At 58.9% G+C, this 23,422-nt stretch carries 16 protein-coding genes; 9 read left to right on the top strand and 7 right to left on the bottom strand.

All coding sequences use genetic code 11. The features are described from left to right. Window positions 1-31: 31 nt before the first annotated feature. The 7 genes from FRT59_RS01690 to FRT59_RS01660 form a co-directional block, all read right to left on the bottom strand. A complete protein-coding gene (locus tag FRT59_RS01690; RefSeq protein ID WP_153870236.1) occupies window positions 32-2,047 on the bottom strand; it encodes a hypothetical protein in 2,016 nt (671 codons plus the stop codon). Between the two features lie 182 nt (window positions 2,048-2,229). Then, window positions 2,230-2,682, bottom strand: coding sequence for a molybdopterin synthase catalytic subunit MoaE (gene moaE / locus FRT59_RS01685; RefSeq protein WP_153870235.1), 453 nt, complete (start codon window positions 2,680-2,682; stop codon window positions 2,230-2,232). Window positions 2,683-2,684: 2 nt separating this feature from the next. Further along, window positions 2,685-2,927 (bottom strand): molybdopterin converting factor subunit 1, encoded by a 243-nt coding sequence (gene moaD, locus FRT59_RS01680; RefSeq protein WP_153870234.1) that lies wholly within the window; start codon window positions 2,925-2,927, stop codon window positions 2,685-2,687. Then, the gene (gene moaC, locus FRT59_RS01675) at window positions 2,924-3,397 is read right to left on the bottom strand and encodes a cyclic pyranopterin monophosphate synthase MoaC (protein ID WP_198809563.1); all 474 of its coding nucleotides are present in this window, start codon (window positions 3,395-3,397) and stop codon (window positions 2,924-2,926) included. Before moaC ends, moaD begins: the two co-directional genes overlap by 4 nt. Window positions 3,398-3,512: 115 nt before the next feature. Then, on the bottom strand, window positions 3,513-7,241 hold the full coding sequence (locus tag FRT59_RS01670) for an autotransporter domain-containing protein (protein ID WP_153870233.1): 3,729 nt from the start codon (window positions 7,239-7,241) through the stop codon (window positions 3,513-3,515). Window positions 7,242-7,551: 310 nt separating this feature from the next. Next, window positions 7,552-8,946 (bottom strand): PhoH family protein, encoded by a 1,395-nt coding sequence (locus tag FRT59_RS01665; RefSeq protein ID WP_153870232.1) that lies wholly within the window; start codon window positions 8,944-8,946, stop codon window positions 7,552-7,554. 339 nt (window positions 8,947-9,285) lie between these two features. Continuing rightward, entirely contained in the window at window positions 9,286-10,410 is a 1,125-nt protein-coding gene (locus FRT59_RS01660) for a polysaccharide deacetylase family protein (RefSeq protein ID WP_198809562.1), read from the bottom strand. A 120-nt stretch (window positions 10,411-10,530) separates the two neighbouring features. On the opposite strand from FRT59_RS01660, the gene yaaA reads away from it, so the two are divergent. From yaaA to FRT59_RS01615, 9 genes are all read left to right on the top strand, one after another. Continuing rightward, the gene (gene yaaA, locus FRT59_RS01655; protein WP_153870231.1) at window positions 10,531-11,310 is read left to right on the top strand and encodes a peroxide stress protein YaaA; all 780 of its coding nucleotides are present in this window, start codon (window positions 10,531-10,533) and stop codon (window positions 11,308-11,310) included. Window positions 11,311-12,150: 840 nt separating this feature from the next. After that, window positions 12,151-13,467 (top strand): nucleotide sugar dehydrogenase, encoded by a 1,317-nt coding sequence (locus FRT59_RS01650; RefSeq protein ID WP_034118790.1) that lies wholly within the window; start codon window positions 12,151-12,153, stop codon window positions 13,465-13,467. Window positions 13,468-13,550: 83 nt separating this feature from the next. Continuing rightward, window positions 13,551-15,032: a mannuronan synthase gene (alg8, locus tag FRT59_RS01645; RefSeq protein WP_167524243.1), complete on the top strand. Its 1,482-nt coding sequence runs from the start codon at window positions 13,551-13,553 to the stop codon at window positions 15,030-15,032. 37 nt (window positions 15,033-15,069) lie between these two features. Continuing rightward, entirely contained in the window at window positions 15,070-16,236 is a 1,167-nt protein-coding gene (locus FRT59_RS01640) for an alginate biosynthesis protein Alg44 (protein WP_153870229.1), read from the top strand. Between the two features lie 89 nt (window positions 16,237-16,325). Next, on the top strand, window positions 16,326-17,750 hold the full coding sequence (gene algK, locus FRT59_RS01635) for an alginate biosynthesis TPR repeat lipoprotein AlgK (protein ID WP_233094142.1): 1,425 nt from the start codon (window positions 16,326-16,328) through the stop codon (window positions 17,748-17,750). Next, window positions 17,747-19,234, top strand: a complete 1,488-nt coding sequence (locus FRT59_RS01630; RefSeq protein ID WP_034118209.1) for an alginate export family protein — start codon at window positions 17,747-17,749, stop codon at window positions 19,232-19,234. Before algK ends, FRT59_RS01630 begins: the two co-directional genes overlap by 4 nt. Beyond that, on the top strand, window positions 19,234-20,802 hold the full coding sequence (gene algG, locus FRT59_RS01625) for a mannuronan 5-epimerase AlgG (protein ID WP_153870227.1): 1,569 nt from the start codon (window positions 19,234-19,236) through the stop codon (window positions 20,800-20,802). The genes FRT59_RS01630 and algG overlap by 1 nt, the downstream gene beginning before the upstream one ends. A gap of 11 nt (window positions 20,803-20,813) precedes the next feature. Beyond that, on the top strand, window positions 20,814-22,259 hold the full coding sequence (locus FRT59_RS01620; protein ID WP_153870226.1) for an alginate O-acetyltransferase: 1,446 nt from the start codon (window positions 20,814-20,816) through the stop codon (window positions 22,257-22,259). Window positions 22,260-22,283: 24 nt separating this feature from the next. Further along, window positions 22,284-23,393: a mannuronate-specific alginate lyase gene (locus FRT59_RS01615; protein WP_153870225.1), complete on the top strand. Its 1,110-nt coding sequence runs from the start codon at window positions 22,284-22,286 to the stop codon at window positions 23,391-23,393. The last annotated feature ends 29 nt before the right edge of the window (window positions 23,394-23,422 follow it).

The raw sequence follows: 23,422 nt of genomic DNA, 5'->3' as shown, positions 1-23,422 counted from the left end.
CAACGGCTCAATATTGCAGAAATGTACTTCCTCACCCATCTTTCAGACTAATAACATTCCCAGAATCCGCCCTTTCAATCATGTAAACCTGCTCACACCCATAATTATCCCACAGGCGCCATTTACTTTTGTGATCTAACGCTACATCCCGAAATTTGTTCTCACGATATCTGACGGCTCGCATAATCGTTGGCCGATCATTGAATTTAACGACTGTCTGGTCTCCGTGTGGATGTCCCTTAAAAATATCTGATATCAGCACCGTAGGATTCGGAACATCTTTACCATAAACTATACCGCCCTTATAAGTACGCTCCCACCTGTCAAAATTATTATTATACGACGAGGTGGAACTCCTACCTTCCCAAGGAAGAAACAGCGGTGAATCAAGACCTCGATTAACCAGAAATTTCAGCCCCGGCGGCGGGGTCCAGTAATACACATCAATGTCGCAATATTTATCATTGTAAGCATGGATATCTGTATGCTGAACCAGCTCATGCACCCCCAATTTATATGGCCGGACGGAACCGATGATCACGTACGAACTAAAGGAAATATCGCCAAAGCTATAGTTTGTTGTATATCGGACTCCATCCACGTCAATAGTGGCCATGAAGCGAACCTTTTCATTACTGGCACTTGGATCAGCACGCATGTAACGATTAACAACATCTACCGCCTCTCGACGCCACCGGCTTGCTGCTTCAGTCTCAGTACCTTGATCCGTGCTTACCGCTTCGGCGCCTGCCCTTCTAAGTCCTACATCGTAGATATTTTTATCCTTGTCGCAACTCCAACCTCTAGGAAGCGGTTCATTAGCATTATTGGAAAAGACTGTTATCGTCAGACTATTTCGCTGCTCGGTCGTTAATGGAACTTGCACCGAACTCCCGTCAGCCCGCAACTGCATGACGACAACCTCAACCTCAACCTTGCATTGATGACGGCCATTGGAGTACAGCTCCTCGGTTGATGTCCCTCCACCGGGAAGCATGATTTCAAACGTCTTCAGGTAGTGCGATCCGACCTCCGACGCTCCTAACAGATATATATTCCCTTCCACGTCACTGTCTAGAGCAAACGTATGTTCTGTTCCGAAATTGTCCAACAACCTCCACGCTCTGCGGCCATAATGTTCGGAGAAAGAAAAAGCATTACTAAAAAGGTTGATTGCTCGCATGATAGTAGGCCGCTCATTGAACTTTACGGGCTTTTGTAAATTAGGCAACCCCACCCCCTGATGAATCTCCCCAATCTCCAGCGTTTGTCCGATCTGATTCTTATTGGTAAGGGTTCCCACCTTGTGGGCGACACCAGGTGGGTTTTTGTTCAGTCGTCGCGACAACGTAGAATCAAATGCAGCCCCGTCACCCGGTAAACGTAGCGCCTCCTCAATGCCTTTATTTTCAACGAATTTCAACGCCGACGGAGGTGTCCAATAGTGCACGTTACCGATAAAAAAGAAAGATGATGAAGTGGCAAAAAACGCTGTTAGATCTTCATAGTGCTCAAGGTCTTCAACATTCAAATAAAATGGATATTCAGGACTTATGACAATCGATGATTCAAAAGCACATTCACCCTTGGAGAAATGCGTAGTATAAATCTCGCCATCAATGACAACTCGTGCCATAAATCGCACCGGCCCCATCGCAGCGCCTAAATCACAACGTAAGTAACGACTCATACGTTCAACTTGCGAATCGGCGGCGACAGCAGTTACGTTTTCCCGCAAACTTTCACTTACCGATGCCCTGGACCAAAGTCCCAGATCATAGCAATTTCTCTCCTTGTCACAACTCCATCCGTGCGGAAGTTCGCCATGGTCGTGCTCAGACCATTCGACAATGGTCAGACTGCTACGCTCTTCATCAGTCAAGCCGGCACTGGTCCAAGTGTTATCTGCAGCACTACTTTGTTTGACGATATCAATGATGACTTCACATTGATGATTGCCATTAGCATAAAGGCCATTGGCCTCATCCCTTTTATTCGGACGACTGATAACGAAACTCAGTAATCTGCTGCTCTCGCGCACGACCATATCTCACCTTCCGCTATAGACTGTTTGAAGTAGTCAATGCTCATCATCAGCAAGTTGGACTCGCCTGAATCTCGCATCAATGACCTAACATCATCAGAACCTATAGGGGAACGGGTAACAACTGTCAGAATTGACAGTTTTATATATCAATTTCGAATAAAAACAGAAGACGCCACATCTGCTCACGGCTTCCAGCGATCAGCCGCCACATGATCACTGCCGCGCCCTTCCACCCAACGCGGGCCATCCGGGGTATTTTCCTTCTTCCAGAACGGCGCCCGCGTCTTGAGGTAGTCCATCACAAACGCACACGCATCAAACGCCGCCTGGCGATGAGCACTGGCCGCCGCGACAAACACAATCGGCTCACCGGGTTCCAGTGCACCGATGCGATGCAGCACCTCCAGCTTGAGTAACGGCCAGCGCTGTTCAGCCTCGACGGCGATCTTGGCCAAAGCCTTTTCGGTCATGCCGGGGTAGTGCTCCAGAAACATCCCCGACACCTCGCGGCCGTCATTGAAGTCGCGCACATAGCCAACAAAACTCACCACCGCGCCCACGCCAACATTGGCCGCGTGCATGGCGTTGACTTCAGCGCCGGGATCAAAGGCTTCGACCTGCACACGAATGGCCATGCTCAGCCTCCGGTCACGGGCGGGAAGAAGGCGACTTCATCGCCGGCATGCACTGGCTCATCGAGACTGCACAGTTCCTCGTTGCGGGCGCACATCAGGCTAGGTTCGTTGAGTACGGCAAAATCCGGGTCGCTGGCCAACGCCAGGCGCACAGCCTCGATGGTGGCGAAATCGCCCTCCATCTCCAGAGAGTCAAAGCCTACCGCTTCGGCGTAACGCGCAAAAAACAACACGTTGATGCTCATACCTGATCCGCCTTGAAGTGCCCGCTTTTACCGCCAAGCTTTTCCAGCAGGCGAATACTTTCGATGGTCATGCCACGGTCCACGGCCTTGCACATGTCGTAGATCGTCAGCGCCGCGACGCTGGCGGCGGTCAGGGCTTCCATCTCCACGCCGGTCTGGCCGGAGAGTTTGCAGCGCGCCAGGATATGCACGCAGTCCACACCGTCGGCGCGCAGCTCGACCTTGACGCCGGTGAGCATCAGCGGGTGGCACAGAGGGATCAGATCACTGGTTTTTTTCGCCGCCTGGATCCCGGCAATACGGGCCACGGCAAGCACGTCGCCCTTGGGGTGGGCGCCGTCGACAATCATTGTCAGGGTTTCGGGCAACATGCGCACCCGCGCTTCGGCCACCGCCTCACGGAACGTCACGGCTTTGTCGGTGACGTCGACCATATGGGCGCGACCTTGGGAATCGAGATGAGTCAGCACAGGGATACTCCTGATCAGGAGCGGCAATTGTAAACCCGTGGGTCAAATTTGCGCAGGGCTGTTTATCCCATAAATAAAGGGGTGCAATGCACCCCTTTACCCACAACCGCCAGGGTTAGAAACGGAAGGTAAACCCGGCGTTGATGCCGTTGTTGTTACCGCGGTTGGACAGCAAGCCACTGTAGCTCAGCGACACCAGGGTGTCCTTGGTCAAGGCCATTTCCGCACTGGCCTTGATCACCGCCCCGTCCCTCGCCACCGGCACGCTGTTGACGGCGAAGGCCGTGTCGCTGCCGGCAAACTTCAGCGAGGCTTCGCGATCGGTATCACCGAACTGATGCTCCCAACCCAATTCACCGCGCAAGGTCACCGCCGAGGTGGAGCTGATCGGCAATTGCGTATGTGCACGCAAGCCCAATGTAGAAAGCGTCGCGTCCTGGCTTTGCTTGCTGGCGTGCAAGGCCGCAGCGCCGCCTTTCTCCTTGAACGAATCGCTTTGATAGTTCAGGTAAGTGAGGTTGGCGAAGGGTTCGAACAGGTTCCATTGGGTGTAGCCGATCTCGGCGAACACTTGGTCGGTGCGCGCGTCGTAGTCGCCCTTGGCATAGTCCGACTGATTGGCATACGCCACCCGCCGCGACGTGTCCAAGCGGTGCCAGGTGGTGGCGCCACCCAGGCGCAGGGCAATGGCGTCAAAACGTTTGCCGCCATAGATCGACAGGTGATAGTTGTCGCTGTCCGCCGAAGCCGACTGGCCGTTGAGGTGGCTCTGGGTATAACCGGTCGCCGCCCCCACACGCCAGCCGTCGCTGACCTCGGTATCCAGGCCCAGCAGCACGCCGCTGGTGGACGAGGAATAGCCACTGGCGTTGTTGTCACCGCTGACGTTATTACGCCCACCCAGCAGTTGCACCCAGCCACCGTTGTCGCTGGCCTGGATCTGCGCGCTGGAGTCCAGCGCCTGGGCCTGTTGCAGACGGCCGTTGACCGCTTCACGCAGGTAACGGCTGTCGGCCATTTGCGCCGCCGCCACATCCGAATGCAGTTGCCCTGATAGTTGCTTGAACGCGTCCCGTGCCTGGGCGGCGGAATCCGAAGCCAACAGGCTTTCGTATACAGGGCTGCCGGCACCGAGTGTCTCGGCCGCCGTCGCCACCGCCCGCTCGTTACGGGTTTGCGCGACGCTGGCGAACGTGGTCTGGTTACGCGCTATCGCCAGGGTCAACTGGTTAGGTTGATAGTTGAGTTGCGTGCCGATGAACAGGTAGTTGGGCGCGAACGCCGCAAACTGGCCATTGATGCCTTGGCTGGCGCTGAGGATGTTGAACTGTTGGCCCAGCAAACTACGCGCCTCGCTGGCGGACAGGAGGTTGGGGCTGTTCTCCAGGGACACGTTCACCACACCGCCATTGAGGGTCGCCACGCCGCTGCTCTGGATCTGGTCGCTGCGGCCATTGGCGCCGACTTCAACGGCATATACCGAGCCCAGGTTGAAGGTCACATCGCCGGTATGTAGCGTGCCGATCGAATGCCCTGGCGCCACACGCCCGCCATTGTTGACGGTCAAGGCGCCTACCGTGCCGTTGCCAGCCAGGGTGCCGCCCAATGTGGTCACTACGCCGTTATCTGCATTGCGCGTGCCCACGGCGCTGCCATCCACCGTCACGGCAGAGGTCAACGCGCCGTCCACCGACAATTTGCCACCGCGCACCCAGGTGCTGCCTGAATAACTGTTCTGGCCTTCCAGCACCAGTTCGCCATCCCCCGACTTGACCAGGCTACCGACGTAGGTGGCGCCTGTGAGCAGGTCCTGGCCACGGGTGAGCGTCGCCTGCTCCCGGGCATGACCGATCTCGTATTCGAACTGGTCATCGGCCGAGGCATTGGCGGGCAGGCCATTGAGCCAGCCCTTTTGCTGCTTGGTGGCCGACCAGGTGGCCTGCTCGGCAGTGTCTTCTACGCGGCGAGCGCGAATGGCCTCATCGGAAATCGGGTTGGCCCAGATATCGCGGGTACCGGTAGGCAAGGCCACCGCCACCGCACCGAGGAACTGTCCTGGCCCTTGCATGGCTTTTTGCAGATTGGGCAAGCCCCAGCCACTGACTACGCCTGGCACTTGTGGCGTGCCCGGCGCGGCGTCGTGCACCGGTTGCAGGTTGTCGTAGGTTCGACCACCGGTCTGGTTGCCTACTGGCGTGTCCGGACCGTCCGGCGCCTGCAGGCTGGAGGTGGTGAGCAACACGTCCCGCGCCTGGCTGGCGGTCATGTAGGGAAAGCGCTGGATCACCAGGGCCAAGGCGCCGGAGACGCTCGGCGCTGCGGCGGAGGTGCCGTTGGCATTCGGGATGATTTCACCCTCAGGCCCCGCGGACGGGATACCCGACACACCCATCACGCACCACCACTTCGAGGTGCCGCAGCGGTTGTAGACCTGGGCGCTGGTCTCGTCGTAGCCGGTGATCGAGAGGAATTTGCCTTCGATGTCCGGCTTGAAAAACGGCAGGTTGGCGTTGGTGTCCGGGTTGGCACCGTGGCTGTCGTTGCCCGCCGAGATGATCTGGATAAAGGTGTTTTGCCGTGCGGTGTCGGCTATGGCGTCCATCCAGGTTTTGTGCCCGGCGTGGGCCTTGTCCCAGAACGGGCGATAGGCGGCGGTCATGTCCCGCAGGTTTTGCGCGGCGCTGTCGCCGACATTGCCGAAGTGGTTCTCCACGTCATCGCGCGAGCTTTGCCCCCAGCTCTGGTTGACGATCGACACGTTCTTCGCCGCCAGGGCGTTGTAGCTGGCCATGAACGCGTTGTAGTCGAGGTCGTTGGAGCCTTGGTACCGATCGTTGTCGCTGCCGCCGGTGTTGGCGACAAAGATATTCGCATCGAAGGCGATTCCGTGCATACCGGTGCCGTTGCGGCTGGCCCCGAGCACACCGGACATTTCCGTACCGTGGCCATCGTTGAACGCCGGGTCATATTCCCCAGGGATACTGAAATGTTCACCCTGCTTGAACTCGCCGCTGGGCACTTCAAGACGGTAGCGCGGATGGGTCGCGTAGTACTCACCCGTGGAGGTCACCGCCTGCACGCGGTCCTGGCCCTGGGCATTCTTGCCCTGGAACTCGAAGTGTTTGGTGAGAATGCCCGAGTCCAGTACACCAACATTCACGCCCTTGCCGGTGATGCCCAGGGCATAGGCGTAATACGCGTTGGTGCGGTCCAGGCCGGAGTTGACCTGGGCTTCCGGGGTCTTCCAGGTTTGCGCGTTGGCACTCCAGTCACGGGTCGCCCCAGCCCAGGATTGGCCGGCGTTCAACTGCCCATTGAGGTTGCTGCTCACACCCGGTTCTACGTAGGTGTAAGGCTTGGCAGCCGGCAGGTTGGCGATGATGGCCTTGGAGAAATCGAGAATATTGGTGGTGTAGCGACCGTTGTTGCTGAACAGCCGGCTGCGGTAGTAATCCAGGCGCGAGGCGTAATCCAGCGGCCGCGTGGTATCGCCGAGCATGGCGCCGATGGTGAGGTTTTCCGGTTGCAGCTCGTAGTTTTGCTTGAGGGCAGAATCGAACTTGCCGGACTGGGCGGCGAAATCCTTGGCCGCCAGGTCGACGATATCCGCGTAGGCAAACCGCAGGTTTTTGTACACGTCGGTGTCGGGGCCGAATGACGCGACGGCTTTCCTGAACGCCGATTCCAATACTTGCGACGTGTAAGGATTGTCATCGGCCCACGCCATCGAGCCCTGCCCCAGCCATAGGGCCAGGCCGAGTGCGATGGGTGTAAGGGGTATCTGCTTGAAACGAGTGGCGCGCGTGCGTTGCGACAAAGTGAAGCCATTACCTGCTACGTCCATTTTCCTTTCCCTTTGGAGATGTGCGTCGTCAATGAGCGATGTTTCGGGCTTTTGTAATAGGCAGGGTCACGTCGAAAACCCTAAGGCAGGTCTTCTAAACATCGTCGAATCTAGGAGGTGGTGTTCCGACGGGGTCACGCAGTGTTCTTATAGTTTTTACCGCGAGAAAAATGTAACAAAATAATTACAAAAACCACAAGCACCCAAAGCGCGTTATCGCAGGCAAATGTCGCACACAACAAAAACCCCGGATTTCGTGAAAAATCCGGGGTGGTTCGTGGCATTTAGCCACTTGTTGAATTACGGATAGTTACAGGTGCGACTCGGCGTACTCGGCCAGGATCGAACGAGGTACCCCTTGCAGCGCAATGTGCACGCCGTTGGGGAAGTCTTTGAAGCGTTCCGTCAGGTAGGTCAGCCCGGAGCTGGTCGCCGACAGGTAAGGGGTATCGATCTGCGCCAGGTTGCCCAGGCACACCACTTTGGAACCGGCGCCGGCACGGGTGATGATGGTTTTCATCTGGTGCGGGGTGAGGTTCTGGCATTCATCGATCAGAATCAGGCTCTGCTGGAAGCTGCGACCTCGGATGTAATTGAGGGATTTGAACTGCAACGGCACTTTGCTGAGGATGTAGTCGACGCTGCCATGGGTGTTTTCGTCATCCATGTGCAAGGCTTCGAGGTTGTCGGTAATCGCCCCCAGCCACGGCTCCATTTTTTCCGCCTCGGTGCCGGGCAGGAAGCCGATTTCCTGGTCCAGGCCCTGCACGCTGCGGGTGGCGATGATGCGGCGATAGCGCTTGGTCACCATGGTCTGCTCGATGGCGGCAGCCAGGGCGAGGATGGTTTTCCCCGAGCCTGCGGCGCCGGTCAGGTTGACCAGGTGGATGTCCGGGTCGAGCAGCGCATACAGCGCCAGGCTCTGGTAGATATCACGCGGTTTCAGGCCCCAGGCTTCCTGGTGCAACAGGGGTTCCTGATGCAGGTCGAAGATCAGCAGCTTGTCGACCTGGATCTCTTTGATCCAGCCGACAAAGCCCTGCTCGTCGACAATGAATTCATTGATATGCACGGCCGGCAGGTTGTCGATCAGTTGCACCTGGTGCCAGGTGCGGCCGTGGTCCTGACGGGTTTCGACCTTGCTGACGCGGTCCCAGAATGAGCCGGTCATCATGTGATAACCACGGGACAGCATCGACACGTCATCGACCAGTTGGTCGGTGCTGTAGTCCTCGGCAGCGATCCCACACGCTCGTGCCTTGAGGCGCATATTGATGTCTTTGGTCACCAGCACCACGCGCAGGTCCTTGTCGCGAGCGTGCAGGTCGATCAATTGGTTGATGATTTTGTTGTCGTTCAGGTTTTCCGGCAGCAGGCTGTTGGGCTCGCTGCGCTTGCTCATCAGGATCGACAGCAAACCCTTGGGCCCGCTCTTGCCACGCTGGATCGGCACGCCGAGCTCAACGTTCTCGGGCGAGGCTTCGCCCAACGTCTTGTCGATCAGGCGGATGGCCTGGCGGCACTCGGCGGCAACGCTGTGATGGCCGCTTTTGAGTTTGTCGAGCTCCTCAAGCACGATCATCGGGATGGCGACGTGGTGTTCTTCGAAGTTAAGCAGTGCGTTTGGATCGTGGATCAATACGTTGGTATCAAGCACATAAAGGATTGGCTGGTCGGAAGAAGGGTTACGTCCATGATCATCCATACTCGGTCACCTTTGTGGGAGCCAGTCGACGCAATACCTGGGCGGTGCTGCGCCTCGATTCGACCACCGACCACACCTGAGTGACGTCAAGTGCAGTGCCCACATGAGGAGTCTTGGAAGACGCCACCTGTGTTGCAGGGTTCGGCGATCTGACTTCGTAATACCGCAAAACCCATGACAGGAAAAAGCACTTTGACGCTTTTTTGAAGTTTATTTTTCAGGATGACGAATAGCACTAGCCGAGTGCCAGCCACCCCGTTAAAGTCGGAAGTCCGCCTGCATCGAAATGTCGCAGCAAATCACCCCGAAAACCCCTCATCCCCAACAGGGCCGGGCACTTCATCGAAATGCCTCGCGACACTCCTGCCAGCCCAAGCCACTCTGCGCCGTAGCCTGCAACACTGCCGGTAATGCCACCCGCGCCTTGTCCTGGGTGTCGTGAAAGGCAATCACGCCTTTGCGCCACAGCAGCATCAGCGTCAGCACCCGCTGCGCCGACTCATCGGCCTTGAGCTTGCCCGGCTCGTCCTGGGAATCGATGTCCCATAACGCCACCTGCAAACCTTGCTGCTGGAAAAAACCCTGGCTGTCTGCACGGCGCTGCCCATAAGGCGGCCGGAACAACGGCACATAGTTTTCCGGCATCAGGTGCTGCACCAGCGAGGCACTGCGGGTGATGGAGCTTTGCCACTCGACCCAATGGCTATGGGACCGATACTCCCACCCCTGGATACCCACGCACTGCCCCTGGTACAGCGCCTGCACATCGGCGGCAGAACTGCGCTCCACACGAGTCTGCAGGCTGCTGCCAAGGGCAAAGAACGTGGCGTTTATCTTCTGCTTGCGCAGGTAGTCGGTGAGCCAGTCAGTATTGCCGCCAACCGGCGCCGGGCCACCGTCGAAGGTCAGCAGGAACATGCGGTCGTTGAGCTCGTCGCCATTGCGCTCATGATCGCCAAAGCGTGCCACCTCACTGCTGATCTGCGGAAACAGCGCAGCCTTGCGCAGCAGTTCATCGAGATAACGCTCATGGAAGTGCCGACTGGGGCCGGCCCAGCCTATATAGAAGGAGTTGTCACTGACCTCGAACTTGCCGGCCTGCTCACGCAGATCGTCCATGTTTTCCACCAGGTAGCAGAACGAGGCGTCTTCCTCGCAGCTCTGCTGGGCGAACGTATAGTTCTCCAACAGCCGTTGCCACAGCTGGCGACGCAGGTCGTCGATAGCCGCCAGGTTGATGATCTTCAGCCCCAGCCGCTGCTTGAGCGCAGTTTCGTCCTGGGCCTCACTGGCCAACAGGCTGTGGGCAAACATCAGGATTTCCGCCCGCGAACCCACATCGAACAGCGCCGGGCTGCTGAGTTTTTCCGGCCAGGTGTTGCGGTCGAGGCTGGCTACATCCACCGGCGCCGCCTGGACGTTCAGGCAGATAAGGCAAGCTGACAATAAAAGCGCTATTCGCACACAGGGTCTCCCTCTCCAGAGTTGCCGGCCATCATAGCGGATCGCATCTATCGCCATCATAGGTGGAGTCAAAACGCCCTACCGCCTAGAATCTCGCCCACGATTACAGGAGCCAACTTCATGCTGATGGTGATTTCCCCCGCCAAAACCCTCGACTTCGAGTCAAAGCCGGTCACTGCGCGCTTCACCCAGCCGCAATACCTGGACCACTCCCAGGAGCTGATCGAACAGCTGCGCGAACTGAGCCCGGCGCAAATCAGCGAGTTGATGCACGTATCCGACAAGATCGGCGGCCTCAACGCCGCCCGTTTCGGCAGCTGGACGCCAGCCTTCACCCAGGCAAATGCCAAGCAGGCCTTGCTGGCGTTCAAGGGCGATGTTTACACCGGCCTCAACGCCGAAACCTTCAGCGACGCCGATTTCAGCTATGCCCAGGACCACCTGCGCATGCTCTCGGGCCTGTATGGCCTGCTGCGCCCGCTGGACCTGATGATGCCGTATCGCCTGGAGATGGGCACCAAGCTCGCCAACGCCCGTGGCAAGGACCTCTACGCCTTCTGGGGCACGCGTATCAGCGAATGGTTGAATGAAGCACTGGCCGCACAAGGCGATGACGTGCTGCTCAACCTGGCTTCCAACGAGTACTTCTCGGCGGTCAAGCGCCCGGCGCTGAATGCGCGGGTCATCAACACCGAGTTCAAAGACTTGAAGAACGGCCAGTACAAGATCATCAGCTTCTACGCAAAAAAGGCCCGGGGCATGATGAGCCGCTTTGTGATCGAGGAACGCATCAACGATCCGGCTAAGCTCAAGCAGTTCGATGTGCAGGGTTATCGCTTCAATGCGGAGCAGTCCAAGCCGGATAACCTGGTGTTCTTGCGCGATCACGCACCGGAATAAGGCCTGCCCATCTCATCCAGGCCGTGAGTTCCAAATGTGGGAGGGGGCTTGCCCCCTCCCACATTTTGCTTGTATTCCAAATCACGAATCGTCATTTATTTGGCGCCAGAAAAACATCCAGATACATCTCTAACAATTTTTTCACTCGACACTCGTCGGTTTTTTTCGTAGTGGCACCACTTTTTTTAATCAGTAGTGGCACAAAACTATCTCCTCGCACCAACTCCCCACAACTACTGGTCTAAGTAGCAAGTGCTATCAATATAGTACCAGTGCCATCTTTTCTAATATTTCAAGAAATTTCCAGAAACAGGATGAGCGGGCAGGAACTTCGTCTTGAAGCACGCCTCATACCACCGGTAACGAAATTCTCTGTTTACGTAAGAGATGACTTACATAGCGACCAACGGAAGTAGTCAAGTTGTCATAAAACACTTTGACTCTATGGTCATATCATCAACTGATTGAGTTGAGGGTGGCAAAAAGGACTCATTGCCAACCCCTATAGGCCACGGCAGCGCTGACCTAAATGTGCCAGTGTGACAACCCAAGGCATTGATATCAAAAGGCTTATAGCCTGTATCAAAGCCCTGCGACACTGGCGCCGGAACCTTCCGCCAAGGAAGCCCGGCTGCATTTCAGGGCAAGCCCCAATAATAAGGCCACGTTGCGCACAACTTGAGTGCAATAGTTAGTCACTCACTATTAAACATGCCTGCACGCGGTAAGTCGGCGTCTATTCGCCCAACTTTCGCGGCATCAGTGACGCTTGTAAACATGAACTCCGGCCATCTAATTGGCATGATTAACAACGTCTTCAGTGACAAAGAGGTAAATGCGATGCGTATCAGCATATTTGGTCTAGGTTACGTGGGTGCAGTCTGCGCCGGTTGCCTGTCTGCCCGTGGCCATGAAGTGGTCGGTGTAGACATCTCCAAGGAAAAGATCGACCTGATCAATGCGGGTAAATCGCCGATCGTTGAACCAGGCCTGGGCGAATTGTTGAGCCAGGGTATCGAGACGGGCCGACTGCGCGGCACCACCAACTTCGCCGAAGCCATTCGTGACACCGACCTGTCGATGATCTGCGTCGGTACGCCGAGCAAGAAGAACGGTGACCTGGAGCTCAACTACATCGAATCGGTGTGCCGCGAGATCGGTTTTGTACTGCGTGACAAGACCACCCGCCACACCATCGTGGTACGCAGCACCGTATTGCCCGGCACCGTGGCCAACGTGGTGATCCCGATCCTCGAAGACTGCTCCGGCAAAAAAGCCGGCGTCGACTTCGGCGTTGCGGTCAACCCGGAGTTCCTGCGTGAATCCACCGCCATCGCTGACTACGACCTGCCGCCGATGACCGTCATCGGTGAATTCGACACAGCCTCCGGCGATGTCCTGCAGTCGCTGTACGAAGAACTCGATGCGCCGATCATCCGCAAGGACATCGCCGTTGCCGAGATGATCAAGTACACCTGCAACGTGTGGCACGCCACCAAGGTCACCTTCGCCAACGAGATCGGCAACATCGCCAAGGCTGTCGGCGTCGATGGTCGCGAAGTGATGGAAGTGGTCTGCCAGGACAAGACCCTCAACCTGTCCCAGTACTACATGCGCCCAGGCTTCGCCTTCGGCGGTTCGTGCCTGCCCAAGGACGTGCGCGCCCTGACCTACCGCGCCGGCTCCCTGGACGTGGAAGCGCCACTGCTCAACTCGCTGATGCGCAGCAACGAGTCCCAGGTACAGAACGCCTTCGACATCGTTTCCAGCCACGACAAGCGCAAAATCGCGCTGCTGGGCCTGAGCTTCAAGGCCGGCACCGACGACCTGCGTGAAAGCCCGCTGGTAGAGCTGGCGGAAATGTTGATCGGCAAGGGCTACGACCTGAGCATCTACGACAGCAACGTCGAGTACGCCCGTGTCCACGGCGCGAACAAGGACTACATCGAAGGCAAGATCCCCCACGTGTCGTCCCTGCTCAACTCGGACTTCGACGCCGTGATCAACAACTCCGACGTGATCATCCTCGGTAACCGTGACGAGAAATTCCGTGCCCTGGCCCATAACGCCCCGCACGGCAAGCAAGTGGTCGACCTGGTGGGCTTCATGTCCAAGGCCACCAGCGTGAGCGGCCGTACTGAAGGTATTTGCTGGTAACAGCAACGGCAAGTTTCAGGCTGCAAGTGTCTTTATCCCCAGCGCTTGCAGGCTGAAGCCTCCTCCCCTTCCGGATGACGCTTATGTCCAAGTTAAAACATATATTTCTGCAAGCAGCCGGCTGGCTGCTCTTCCTCAGCCTGCTGATGGGTCTCGCCCTGCTGTTGCCGGCGAGCACCTTCGATTCGCAATCGAAGAATTTTATTTTCCTGATTGGCGCCGTGGGTATCTGGCGTTACTCGATGGGTGCGACGCATTTCTTTCGCGGCATGCTGTTCCTGTACGTGGTCTACCCGCACCTGCGACGCAAAGTGCGCAAGCTGGGCAAGGCCGCCGACCCGTCCCATGTGTTCCTGATGGTCACCAGCTTCCGCATCGACGCGCTGACCACCGCCCAGGTCTACAGCTCGGTGATTCGTGAAGCCATCGAATGCGGCTTCCCCACCACCGTGGTCTGCTCGCTGGTGGAAATGTCCGATGAGCTGCTGGTCAAGAGCCTCTGGGAAAAGATGAACCCGCCGGCCCACGTCAAGCTCGACTTCGTGCGTATCGCCGGTACCGGCAAGCGTGACGGCCTGGCCTTTGGCTTCCGCGCCATCTCCCGCCACCTGCCGGATGACCGCGCCGTGGTGGCCGTGATCGATGGCGACACGGTGCTGGCCGAGGGCGTAGTGCGCAAGACCGTGCCGTGGTTCCAACTGTTCGGCAATGTCGGCGGCCTGACCACCAACGAATTCTGCGAAGTGCGCGGCGGCTACATCATGAGCGAGTGGCACAAGCTGCGCTTCGCCCAGCGTCACATCAACATGTGCTCCATGGCCTTGTCCAAGCGTGTGCTGACCATGACCGGGCGCATGTCGGTGTTCCGTGCCAGCGTGGTCACCGACCCGGGCTTTATCGCCGATGTGGAAAGCGACTCGCTGCAACACTGGCGCCTGGGCCGCTTCAAGTTCCTGACCGGTGATGACAAGTCCAGCTGGTTCAGCCTGATGCGCCTGGGCTACGACACCTTCTACGTGCCGGACGCCGCGATCAACACCGTGGAACACCCGCCGGAAAAGAGCTTTATCAAGGCCAGCCGCAAGCTGATGTTCCGCTGGTACGGCAACAACCTGCGCCAGAACTCCCGCGCCCTCGGCCTGGGCGTGCGTCGCCTGGGCCTGTTCACCAGCGTGGTGCTGTTCGACCAGCGCGTGTCGATGTGGACCTCCCTGCTCGGCCTGACCGTGGCAATCATCGCCACCTTCAAGTACGGCGGCGCGTTCATCCTCGCCTACCTGCTGTGGATCGGCATCACCCGCCTGATCCTGACCCTGTTGCTGTCGTGCTCGGGCCACAAGATCGGCCCGGCCTACCCGGCGATTCTCTATTACAACCAGATCATGGGCGCGTTGGTGAAGATCTACGTGTTCTTCCGCCTTGATCAACAGTCCTGGACCCGCCAGGACACCAAACTGACCCGCGATTTGGCCAGCTTTCAACGTTGGTTCAACACCTGGTCGTCTCGGACCATGACCTTCTCCGCCGGCAGCATCTTCGTTGCCGTGTTGCTGATGATGGTCTGACCCTGCCAAGCCTGAATTAACTTAAGGAAATGCCCTGATGAACAGCCAAGTAAACGCCAACGTTGTCCACGAATCCGAAGCCCAGCGCCAGCACGCCCGGGTCAAAATCCCGGCCAAGTTGCGCTTCTTCAACAGCGACCGCACGCCCACTGAAGCGCGGGTCATCGACCTGTCCGCCGGCGGCCTGGCCTTCACCGCGACCCAGCCGCTCACTGTCGGGCAAGTGCACAAGGGCCGCCTGCAGTTCGTGATCGATAACCTCGGCCTGGCCATGGACGTAGAGCTGCAGATTCGCTCCTACGACCGCCAGACCGGCCGCACCGGCTGCCAGTTCCAGAACCTCGATGCCCAGGATATTTCCACCCTGCGCCACCTGATCACCTCGCACCTGTCCGGTGACATCGTGACCATGGGCGACGTACTGGCGACCCTGCAACGCGACAACTTCACCAAGGCACGCAAGGTCAAGGACGGCGGCAGCGGCATGACCGCGTTCGGTCGCCTGCGCGCCGTGGTATTCAGCGCCGGCATCTTCATTGTTGGCCTCGCAGCGTTCGGTTTTGTCTTCAAGTCGGTGTATGGCATGTACTTTGTCAGCCACGCCCAGGCCGGCCTGGTGAGCGTGCCCGGTATGAACGTGACCATGCCGCGCGACGGCACCGTGCAAAGCCTGCTCAAAGGTGATTCGGTTGCGGCCAAAGGCGCGCCCCTGGCGACCTTCAGCACCAGCATGCTCGACGTACTCAAGGGCCACCTGGACGAAGACCAACTGCAACCGGCCAAGGTCGAAGAACTGTTCGGCAAACAAATGACCGGCACGCTCACCTCGCCGTGCGATTGCGTGGTAGCACAGCAACTGGTCGCCGACGGCCAGTACGCCAGCAAAGGCGACGTGATCTTCCAACTGGTGCCACGCGGCAGCCAGGCTAACGTCGAAGCTCGCTTTACCTATCGCCAGTTCGGTGACGTGCGCCCAGGTACCCCGGTGAGCTTCCAGGTGGCCGACGAAGAACAAGTGCGCACCGGCACCATCGTCAGCAGCACCAGCCTGAACAGCGCCGACCTGTCCTCCGACATCCGCGTGCAGATCAAGCCGGACGCCCCGCTGGACAGCACCTACGCCGGCCGCCCGGTGGAAGTCATCAGCGACCGTGGCCCGTCCCTGAACTGGCTGATCGATAAAGCCATGGCTCACGGTCTGTAAGCGAGGACATGCCTGTGACGAATTTCTCAAATACACCCAGGTCAATGTGGGAGCGGGCTTGCTCGCGAAAGCAGTGTGTCAGCCAACACATGCATCAACTGACAGGGCCTCTTCGCGAGCAAGCCCGCTCCCACATGAGTACTGCGGCGTTGCTGGCTGTTGCGGTCAGCCTCGCCGGTTGCGCCGGCCTGCCCGACCAACGCCTGGCCAATGAAGCGCTCAAGCGCGGCGACACGGTCACCGCCCAGCAGAATTACCAGCAACTGGCAGACCTGGGCTACAGCGAGGCCCAGGTCGGCCTGGCCGATATCCAGGTAGGCACCCGCGATCCGGCGCAAATCAAGCAGGCCGAGGCCACCTACCGCGCCGCGGCGGACACTTCGCCCCGCGCCCAGGCACGCCTCGGCCGTCTGCTGGTGGCCAAGCCCGGCGCTACAGAAGCCGAACACCATGAAGCCGAGAGCCTGCTGAAAAAAGCCTTTGCCAATGGTGAGGGCAACACCCTGATTCCGCTGGCGATGCTGTATCTGCAATACCCGCACAGCTTTCCCAACGTGAATGCCCAACAGCAGATCAGCAAGTGGCAGGCAGCCGGTTACCCGGAGGCCGGCCTGGCCCAGGTGCTGCTGTATCGCACCCAGGACACCTACGACCAGCACCTGGATGATGTGGAGCGCATCTGCAAAGCCGCGCTGAACAGCACCGATATCTGCTACGTCGAGCTGGCCACGGTCTACCAGAAAAAAGCCCAGCCGGAACAACAGGCCGAGCTGCTCAAGCAGATGGAAGCCGGCTATAGCCGTGGCAGCGTCACCGCGCAGCGCGTGGATAGCGTCGCTCGCGTGTTGGGCGATGCATCGCTGGGCAAAACCGACGAGAAAACCGCCCAGGCCCTGCTGGAAAAAATCGCCCCGGGCTACCCGGCATCTTGGGTCAGCCTGGCGCAGCTGCTCTACGACTTTCCCGAACTGGGCGATGTCGACCAGATGATGAAGTACCTGGAAAACGGCCGCGCCGCCGACCAGCCGCGTGCCGAATTGCTGCTGGGCAAGCTCTACTACGAAGGCAAGTGGGTGCCGGCCGACGCCAAGGCCGCGCAAGCGCACTTCGAAAAAGCCGTGGGCCGTGAAGTGGCCGCCGATTACTACCTCGGCCAGATATACCGCCGTGGCTACCTGGGCAAGGTCTACCCGCAAAAAGCCCTGGACCACCTGCTGACCGCCGCGCGCAACGGCCAGAACAGCGCCGACTTCGCTATTGCTCAACTGTTTTCCCAGGGCAAGGGCACCCAGCCCGACCCATTGAACGCCTATGTCTTCAGCCAACTGGCCAAGGCCCAGGACACGCCAGAGGCCAATGACTTGGCCACGCAGCTCGAAGCGCCGCTGACGCCTGAGCAACGCGCCGAAGGCCAACGCCTGGTGCAACAGGAACTGGCCGCCCGCGGCACCCTGGCCCAGAGCACGCTGCAACTGCACGCCCTGCAAGAAGAAGACGGCGAGGAATCCCTATGAAGCTCAACCCATTCGTCAAGGCCGGCATTGGCCTGACCTTCGCCCTGCTGTGGTCGTGCCCGACCCTGGCCGCGCTGACCGAAGCCAAGAACTTCGGCCTGGAAGTCAAAGCCACCGCGCAGTCCGAAGACGACCGCGACCTCGGCACCCAGAAAGGCGGCGACGTCAACGGCATCGGCCTTGACGTGCGCCCGTGGATCTACGGCGAAAGCGGCGCATGGAGCGCCTACGCCATGGGCCAGGCGGTCGTGTCCAGCGACATCATCGAGACCGACACCCTGCAACAGTCGGCCGATGACACGACCGAACAATCGAGCAACGACGACCGCAAGGCCAAGAAAAACTACCTGGCCCTGCGCGAGTTCTGGGTCGGCTACAGCGGTTTCACGCCCTACCCCGGCGAGATCCTCAAGTTCGGCCGCCAGCGCCTGCGCAATGACGACGGCCAATGGCGCGACACCAACATCGAAGCGCTGAACTGGACCTTCGACACCACCTTGCTCAAGGCCAATGTCGGCGCCGCTGAACGTTTCAGCGAGTACCGCACCGACCTCAAAGAACTGTCGCCCAAGGACAAGGACCGCCAGCACTTCTACGCCGACGCCGCCTACCAGTGGACGCCGGGCCAGTGGATCGGCCTGCGCGGTCACCATACCCATGACGACGGCAAACTCGACTACGCCGAACCGGGCGTGGCCACTGACCCGTTGGACAAGCGCGAGAACGGCGACCTGACCTGGCTCGGCATCGAAGCCAACAGCGACGCTTATAACTGGCGCAACACCAATACGGTCAACTACTGGGCCAGCATCACCGGCATGAAAGGTGACCGCGACACGGTCAACGCCTTGAACGCCGACGGCAGCCGCCCGACCAACGCCAAGCGCAGCGATGACGTGAATGGCTGGGCCACCGATATCGGCGTGCGCTTGCGCCTTGACCCGCAGTGGCAAGTGGGCGCGGCGTATTCACGCGCCAGTGCCGAATACGAGCAGAACGGCCTGCAAAGCAACCGTTCGAACTGGACCGGCACCCAGTCCCGTGTGCATCGCTTCGGTGAAGCGTTCCGCGGCGAGATGAACAACATGCAGTCCATGAGCCTGTTCGGTTCCTGGCAGCTGCGCGAGGACTACGACGCTAGCCTCGTGTACCACAAGTTCTGGCGTGTAGACGGCAACAAGCCGGTGGGCAGCAATGGCATCGATGCGGTGCAGAACAACACCGACGACGTCACCGGCGCGATCCTCTCCAGCACGTCCCTGCCCCTGGAAGACGGCAAGAAAGACCTCGGCCAGGAGATGGACCTGGTGGTCACCAAGTACTTCAAGAAAGGCTTGCTGCCCGCCGCGCTGAGCCAGTCGATCGACGAACCATCGGCCCTGGTGCGCTTGCGTGCCGGCGTGTTCAAGCCGGGCGACGCCTATGGCAGCCAGGTCGACTCGTACATGCACCGCGCGTTTGTCGACGTGGTCTGGAAATTCTGATGGGAGCCTGCGCAATGAATGCTCAAAGCCTACTCGTCGCGGCAATGCTGATGGCCAGCGCCACAGCGTTTGCCGATACGGCGGCCAAGGCGCCGATCATCGCCAAGGAACTGCAACAGGCCAAGACCTACACCATTTCCAGCCCGCCCACCGCGCCGCTGGAAATGGCCAAGCCGGCGTTGCCCGACCTGTCGGGATACACCGCTGCGGCCATGGAAAAAAAGATCGTCAAGACCAAGGCCGGCAAAATCAGCATCCGCCGCATGATGCAGGAAGACGCGCTCAAGGACTTTATCGGTGGCGACAACAAGATGGCCGAATGGGTGGTACGCCAGCACGGCATTCCCCAGGCGATCTTTGTCGACGACGGCTACATGAACCTCAAGGACCTGCTGGGCAAGGTGCCCAAGCAGTACTTCAGCGAGACGTCGCCGGGTGTGTTCCTGGCCAAATTGCCGATCGTGGTCGGGCGTAAAGGCATCCTCGATATCGACAAAAACACCCAGGAATTGCGCCTGTCCCAACAAGCCGGTTCGTTCCTGATCAACGACGGCCAGCTGTTTGTGCGTGACACCAAGGTCACCGGCTGGGACGAAAAAACCAACGGCCCGGCGTTGTTCAAGTCGGCCAAGGAATTCCGCCCGTTCCTGCTGGCCTGGGGCGGCACCGAGACCTATATCTCCAAGACCAGGATGGCCAGCTTCGGCTACGCCAACAGTAAGTCGTACGGGGTGAGTATTTCCCAGTACACGCCGAACATGGCCAAGGTGCTCAAGCGCCCTGAGCCGACCGGCTGGATCATCGACTCCGAGTTCTCGGACATGTGGTACGGCTTTTACTGCTACGAGACCACAGGCTTCGTGATCAAGGGCAATACCTACAAAGACAACATCGTCTACGGCATTGACCCCCATGACCGTTCCCACGGCCTGATCATCGCCGACAACACTGTGTACGGCACCAAGAAGAAGCACGGCATCATCATTTCCCGTGAAGTGAACGACAGCTTCATCTTCAACAACCGCAGCTACGACAACAAGCTCTCGGGCCTGGTGATCGACCGTAACAGCGTGAACAACCTGATCGCCGACAACGAGATCTACCGCAACCACACCGACGGCATCACCCTCTATGAGAGCGGCGACAACCTGCTGTGGGGCAACAAGGTGATCAGCAACCGTCGTCACGGGATCCGTGTGCGTAACAGCGTGAACATCAAGCTCTACGAAAACACCTCGATGGCCAACGGGCTGACCGGCGTGTACGGCCACATCAAGGACTTGACCGACACCGACCGCGACATCGCCCTCGACCCGTTCGACACCAAGGTCTCGCTGATCGTGGTCGGCGGTGAGCTGGCGGGTAACGGCAGCGGGCCGCTGTCCATCGATTCGCCGTTGAGTATCGAGCTGTATCGCGTGTCGATGCTGGCGCCGACCAAATCCAGCGGCATCAGCTTCTCCGGCATTCTGGGCGACCGCCAGGAAGAAATTCTCGACCTGCTGGTGCGCCAGCAGAAAGCCGTGCTGATCGACCCCGTCGAACGCCAGACCGAACTGCAGGACTGAGGATGACCCTTATGCACCCACACATGATCAAACTGCTGAGCCTCTCGGGTCTGACCCTCGGCCTGCTTGCGGCCAGCCAGGGCGTGCGCGCCGACGAAGTCAAGGCGCCGACCTTCAGCGCCGAACCGTGCTGCAGCCTGTGCCCGGCGGCCCATGACGCGAAGAACTACACCACGCGCTACCAGCAGAACTTCACCACCCTGGTACAAGCCCAGGGCGACTGGCTGTTCCGCACCCAGGAAGACCTGCGCACCGAATTCGACACCAGCCCCGCCGGCTACAAGCGCATGCAGCAACTGCACGATGCGTTCAAGGCCAAGGGCGTGGAACTGGTGGTGGTCTACCAGCCGACCCGTGGCCTGGTGAACCGCAACAAGCTCAACCCCGAGGAAAAAGCCAAGTTCGATTTCGACAAGGCCCTGGGTAACTACAAGACCATGCTCGGCCGTTTCGCCAAGATGGGCTACGTGGTGCCGGACCTCTCGCCGTTGACCAACGAGCAACTGCCGGACGAATTGCCGGCCCACGATTTCTACTTCCGCGGCGACCAGCACTGGACGCCTTATGGCGCCCAGCGCACGGCAAAAATCGTTGGCGCCAAAGTGCGTGCAATGCCTGAATTCGCCGATATTCCCAAGCGCGAATTCGAAACCACGCGCTCGGGCCGCATGGGCAAGACCGGCACCCTGCACAACATGGCCGGGCAACTGTGCGGCACCAGCTACGCGATCCAGTACATGGACCAGTTCACCACCGAGCCCAAGGGCGAAGCCGGCGACGGTGACCTGTTCAGCGATTCGGGCAACCCGCAGATCACCCTGGTGGGCACCAGCCACAGCGGCAAGAACTACAACTTCGCCGGCTTCCTCGAACAGGAAATCGGTGCCGACGTCCTCAACGTCGCCTTCCCTGGCGGTGGCCTGGAAGGCTCGATGATCCAGTACCTGGGCAGCGACGAATTCCAGAAGACCCCGCCGAAGATCCTGATCTGGGAATTCTCGCCGTTGTATCGCCTCGACCAGGAAACCATCTACCGCCAGATGATGGCGCTGCTGGACAACGGCTGCGAAGGCAAGACCGCGCAGATGTCCGCCAGCACCACATTGAAGCCCGGCAAGAACGAGCTGATGGTTAACAGTGCCAACAAAGACCTGCGCAACGCCAACCACCAGGTGGATATCCGCTTCGCCGACCCTTCGGTGAAAACCTTGCAAGCCACCCTCTGGTACATGAACGGGCGCCACGAGGACATCAAGATCGAGAAACCCGAAACATCCGATACAGACGGGCGTTTCGCCTTTGAACTGCGCACCGATGAAGACTGGGCCTCGCAGAACTTGCTGGCCGTGGAAGTGCAGGGCCCGGAAAAGGGCGCTGCCGCGCAGAAGGTCGAAGCAAAAATTTGCACACGCAACGTATTCCCAAGCGGTGGTCAACAGACCGCTTCAACGCCTTGAAATAAGCGTGCAATGAGGTTACTTATGCAGAAGCTATTGATTCCATCGTTACTGGGCCTGGCGATCTTCGCCGGCTCAGTCAACGCCGCCGCGCCGCTGCGTCCGCCCCAAGGCTATTTCGCGCCAATCGAAGCGTTCAAGACCGGCGACTTCAAGAATGACTGCGACGCCATGCCGGCGCCGTACACCGGCTCGCTGCAATTTCGCAGCAAGTACGAAGGTTCGGACAAGGCGCGCTCCACGCTGAATGTGCAGTCGGAAAAAGCCTTCCGCGACAGCACCGCCGACATCACCAAGCTGGAAAAAGACACCAGCAAGCGCGTGATGCAGTTCATGCGCGACGGCAGGCCCGAGCAGCTGGAATGTACGCTGAACTGGCTGGCTACATGGGCTCGGGCAAATGCGTTGATGTCCAAGGACTTCAACCACACCGGCAAATCCATGCGCAAATGGGCGTTGGGTAGCATGGCCTCGGCCTATGTGCGCCTGAAATTCTCCGAGTCGCAGCCGCTGGCCAAGCACCCGCAGGAATCCCAACAGATCGAAGCCTGGTTCAACAAGCTGGCCGATCAGGTGGTGAGCGACTGGGACAACATGCCGCTGGAAAAAACCAACAATCACTCCTACTGGGCCGCTTGGTCGGTGATGGCGACTTCCATCGCCACCAACCGCCGCGACCTGTTTGATTGGGCGGTGAAGGAATACAAGGTCGGCGCCAACCAGGTCGATGACCAAGGCTTTTTGCCGAACGAGTTGAAGCGTCAGCAGCGTGCCCTGTCGTACCACAACTACGCATTGCCGCCATTGTCGATGATCGCCAGTTTTGCCCTGGTCAACGGTGTCGATCTGCGCCAGGAAAACAACAGCGCACTCAAGCGCCTGGGCGACAAGGTGCTCGCCGGGGTGAAAGACCCGGACATCTTCGAGCAGAAGAACGGCAAAGAGCAGGACATGAAGGACCTCAAGGAAGACATGAAATTTGCCTGGCTTGAGCCCTTCTGCACGCTCTACACCTGCGCGCCGGAGGTGATCGAACGCAAGCATGGCATGCAGCCGTTCAAGACCTTCCGCCTGGGGGGCGACCTGACCAAGGTCTACGACCCGGCGCACGAGAAAGGCAACAAAGGTTCCTGAGCGTACTCGGTAAAAAATGTGGGAGGGGC

Origin of the sequence: Pseudomonas haemolytica, assembly GCF_009659625.1 — a bacterium.
Lineage (GTDB): Bacteria > Pseudomonadota > Gammaproteobacteria > Pseudomonadales > Pseudomonadaceae > Aquipseudomonas > Aquipseudomonas haemolytica.
This window is presented reverse-complemented; position numbering and strand designations above follow the sequence as displayed.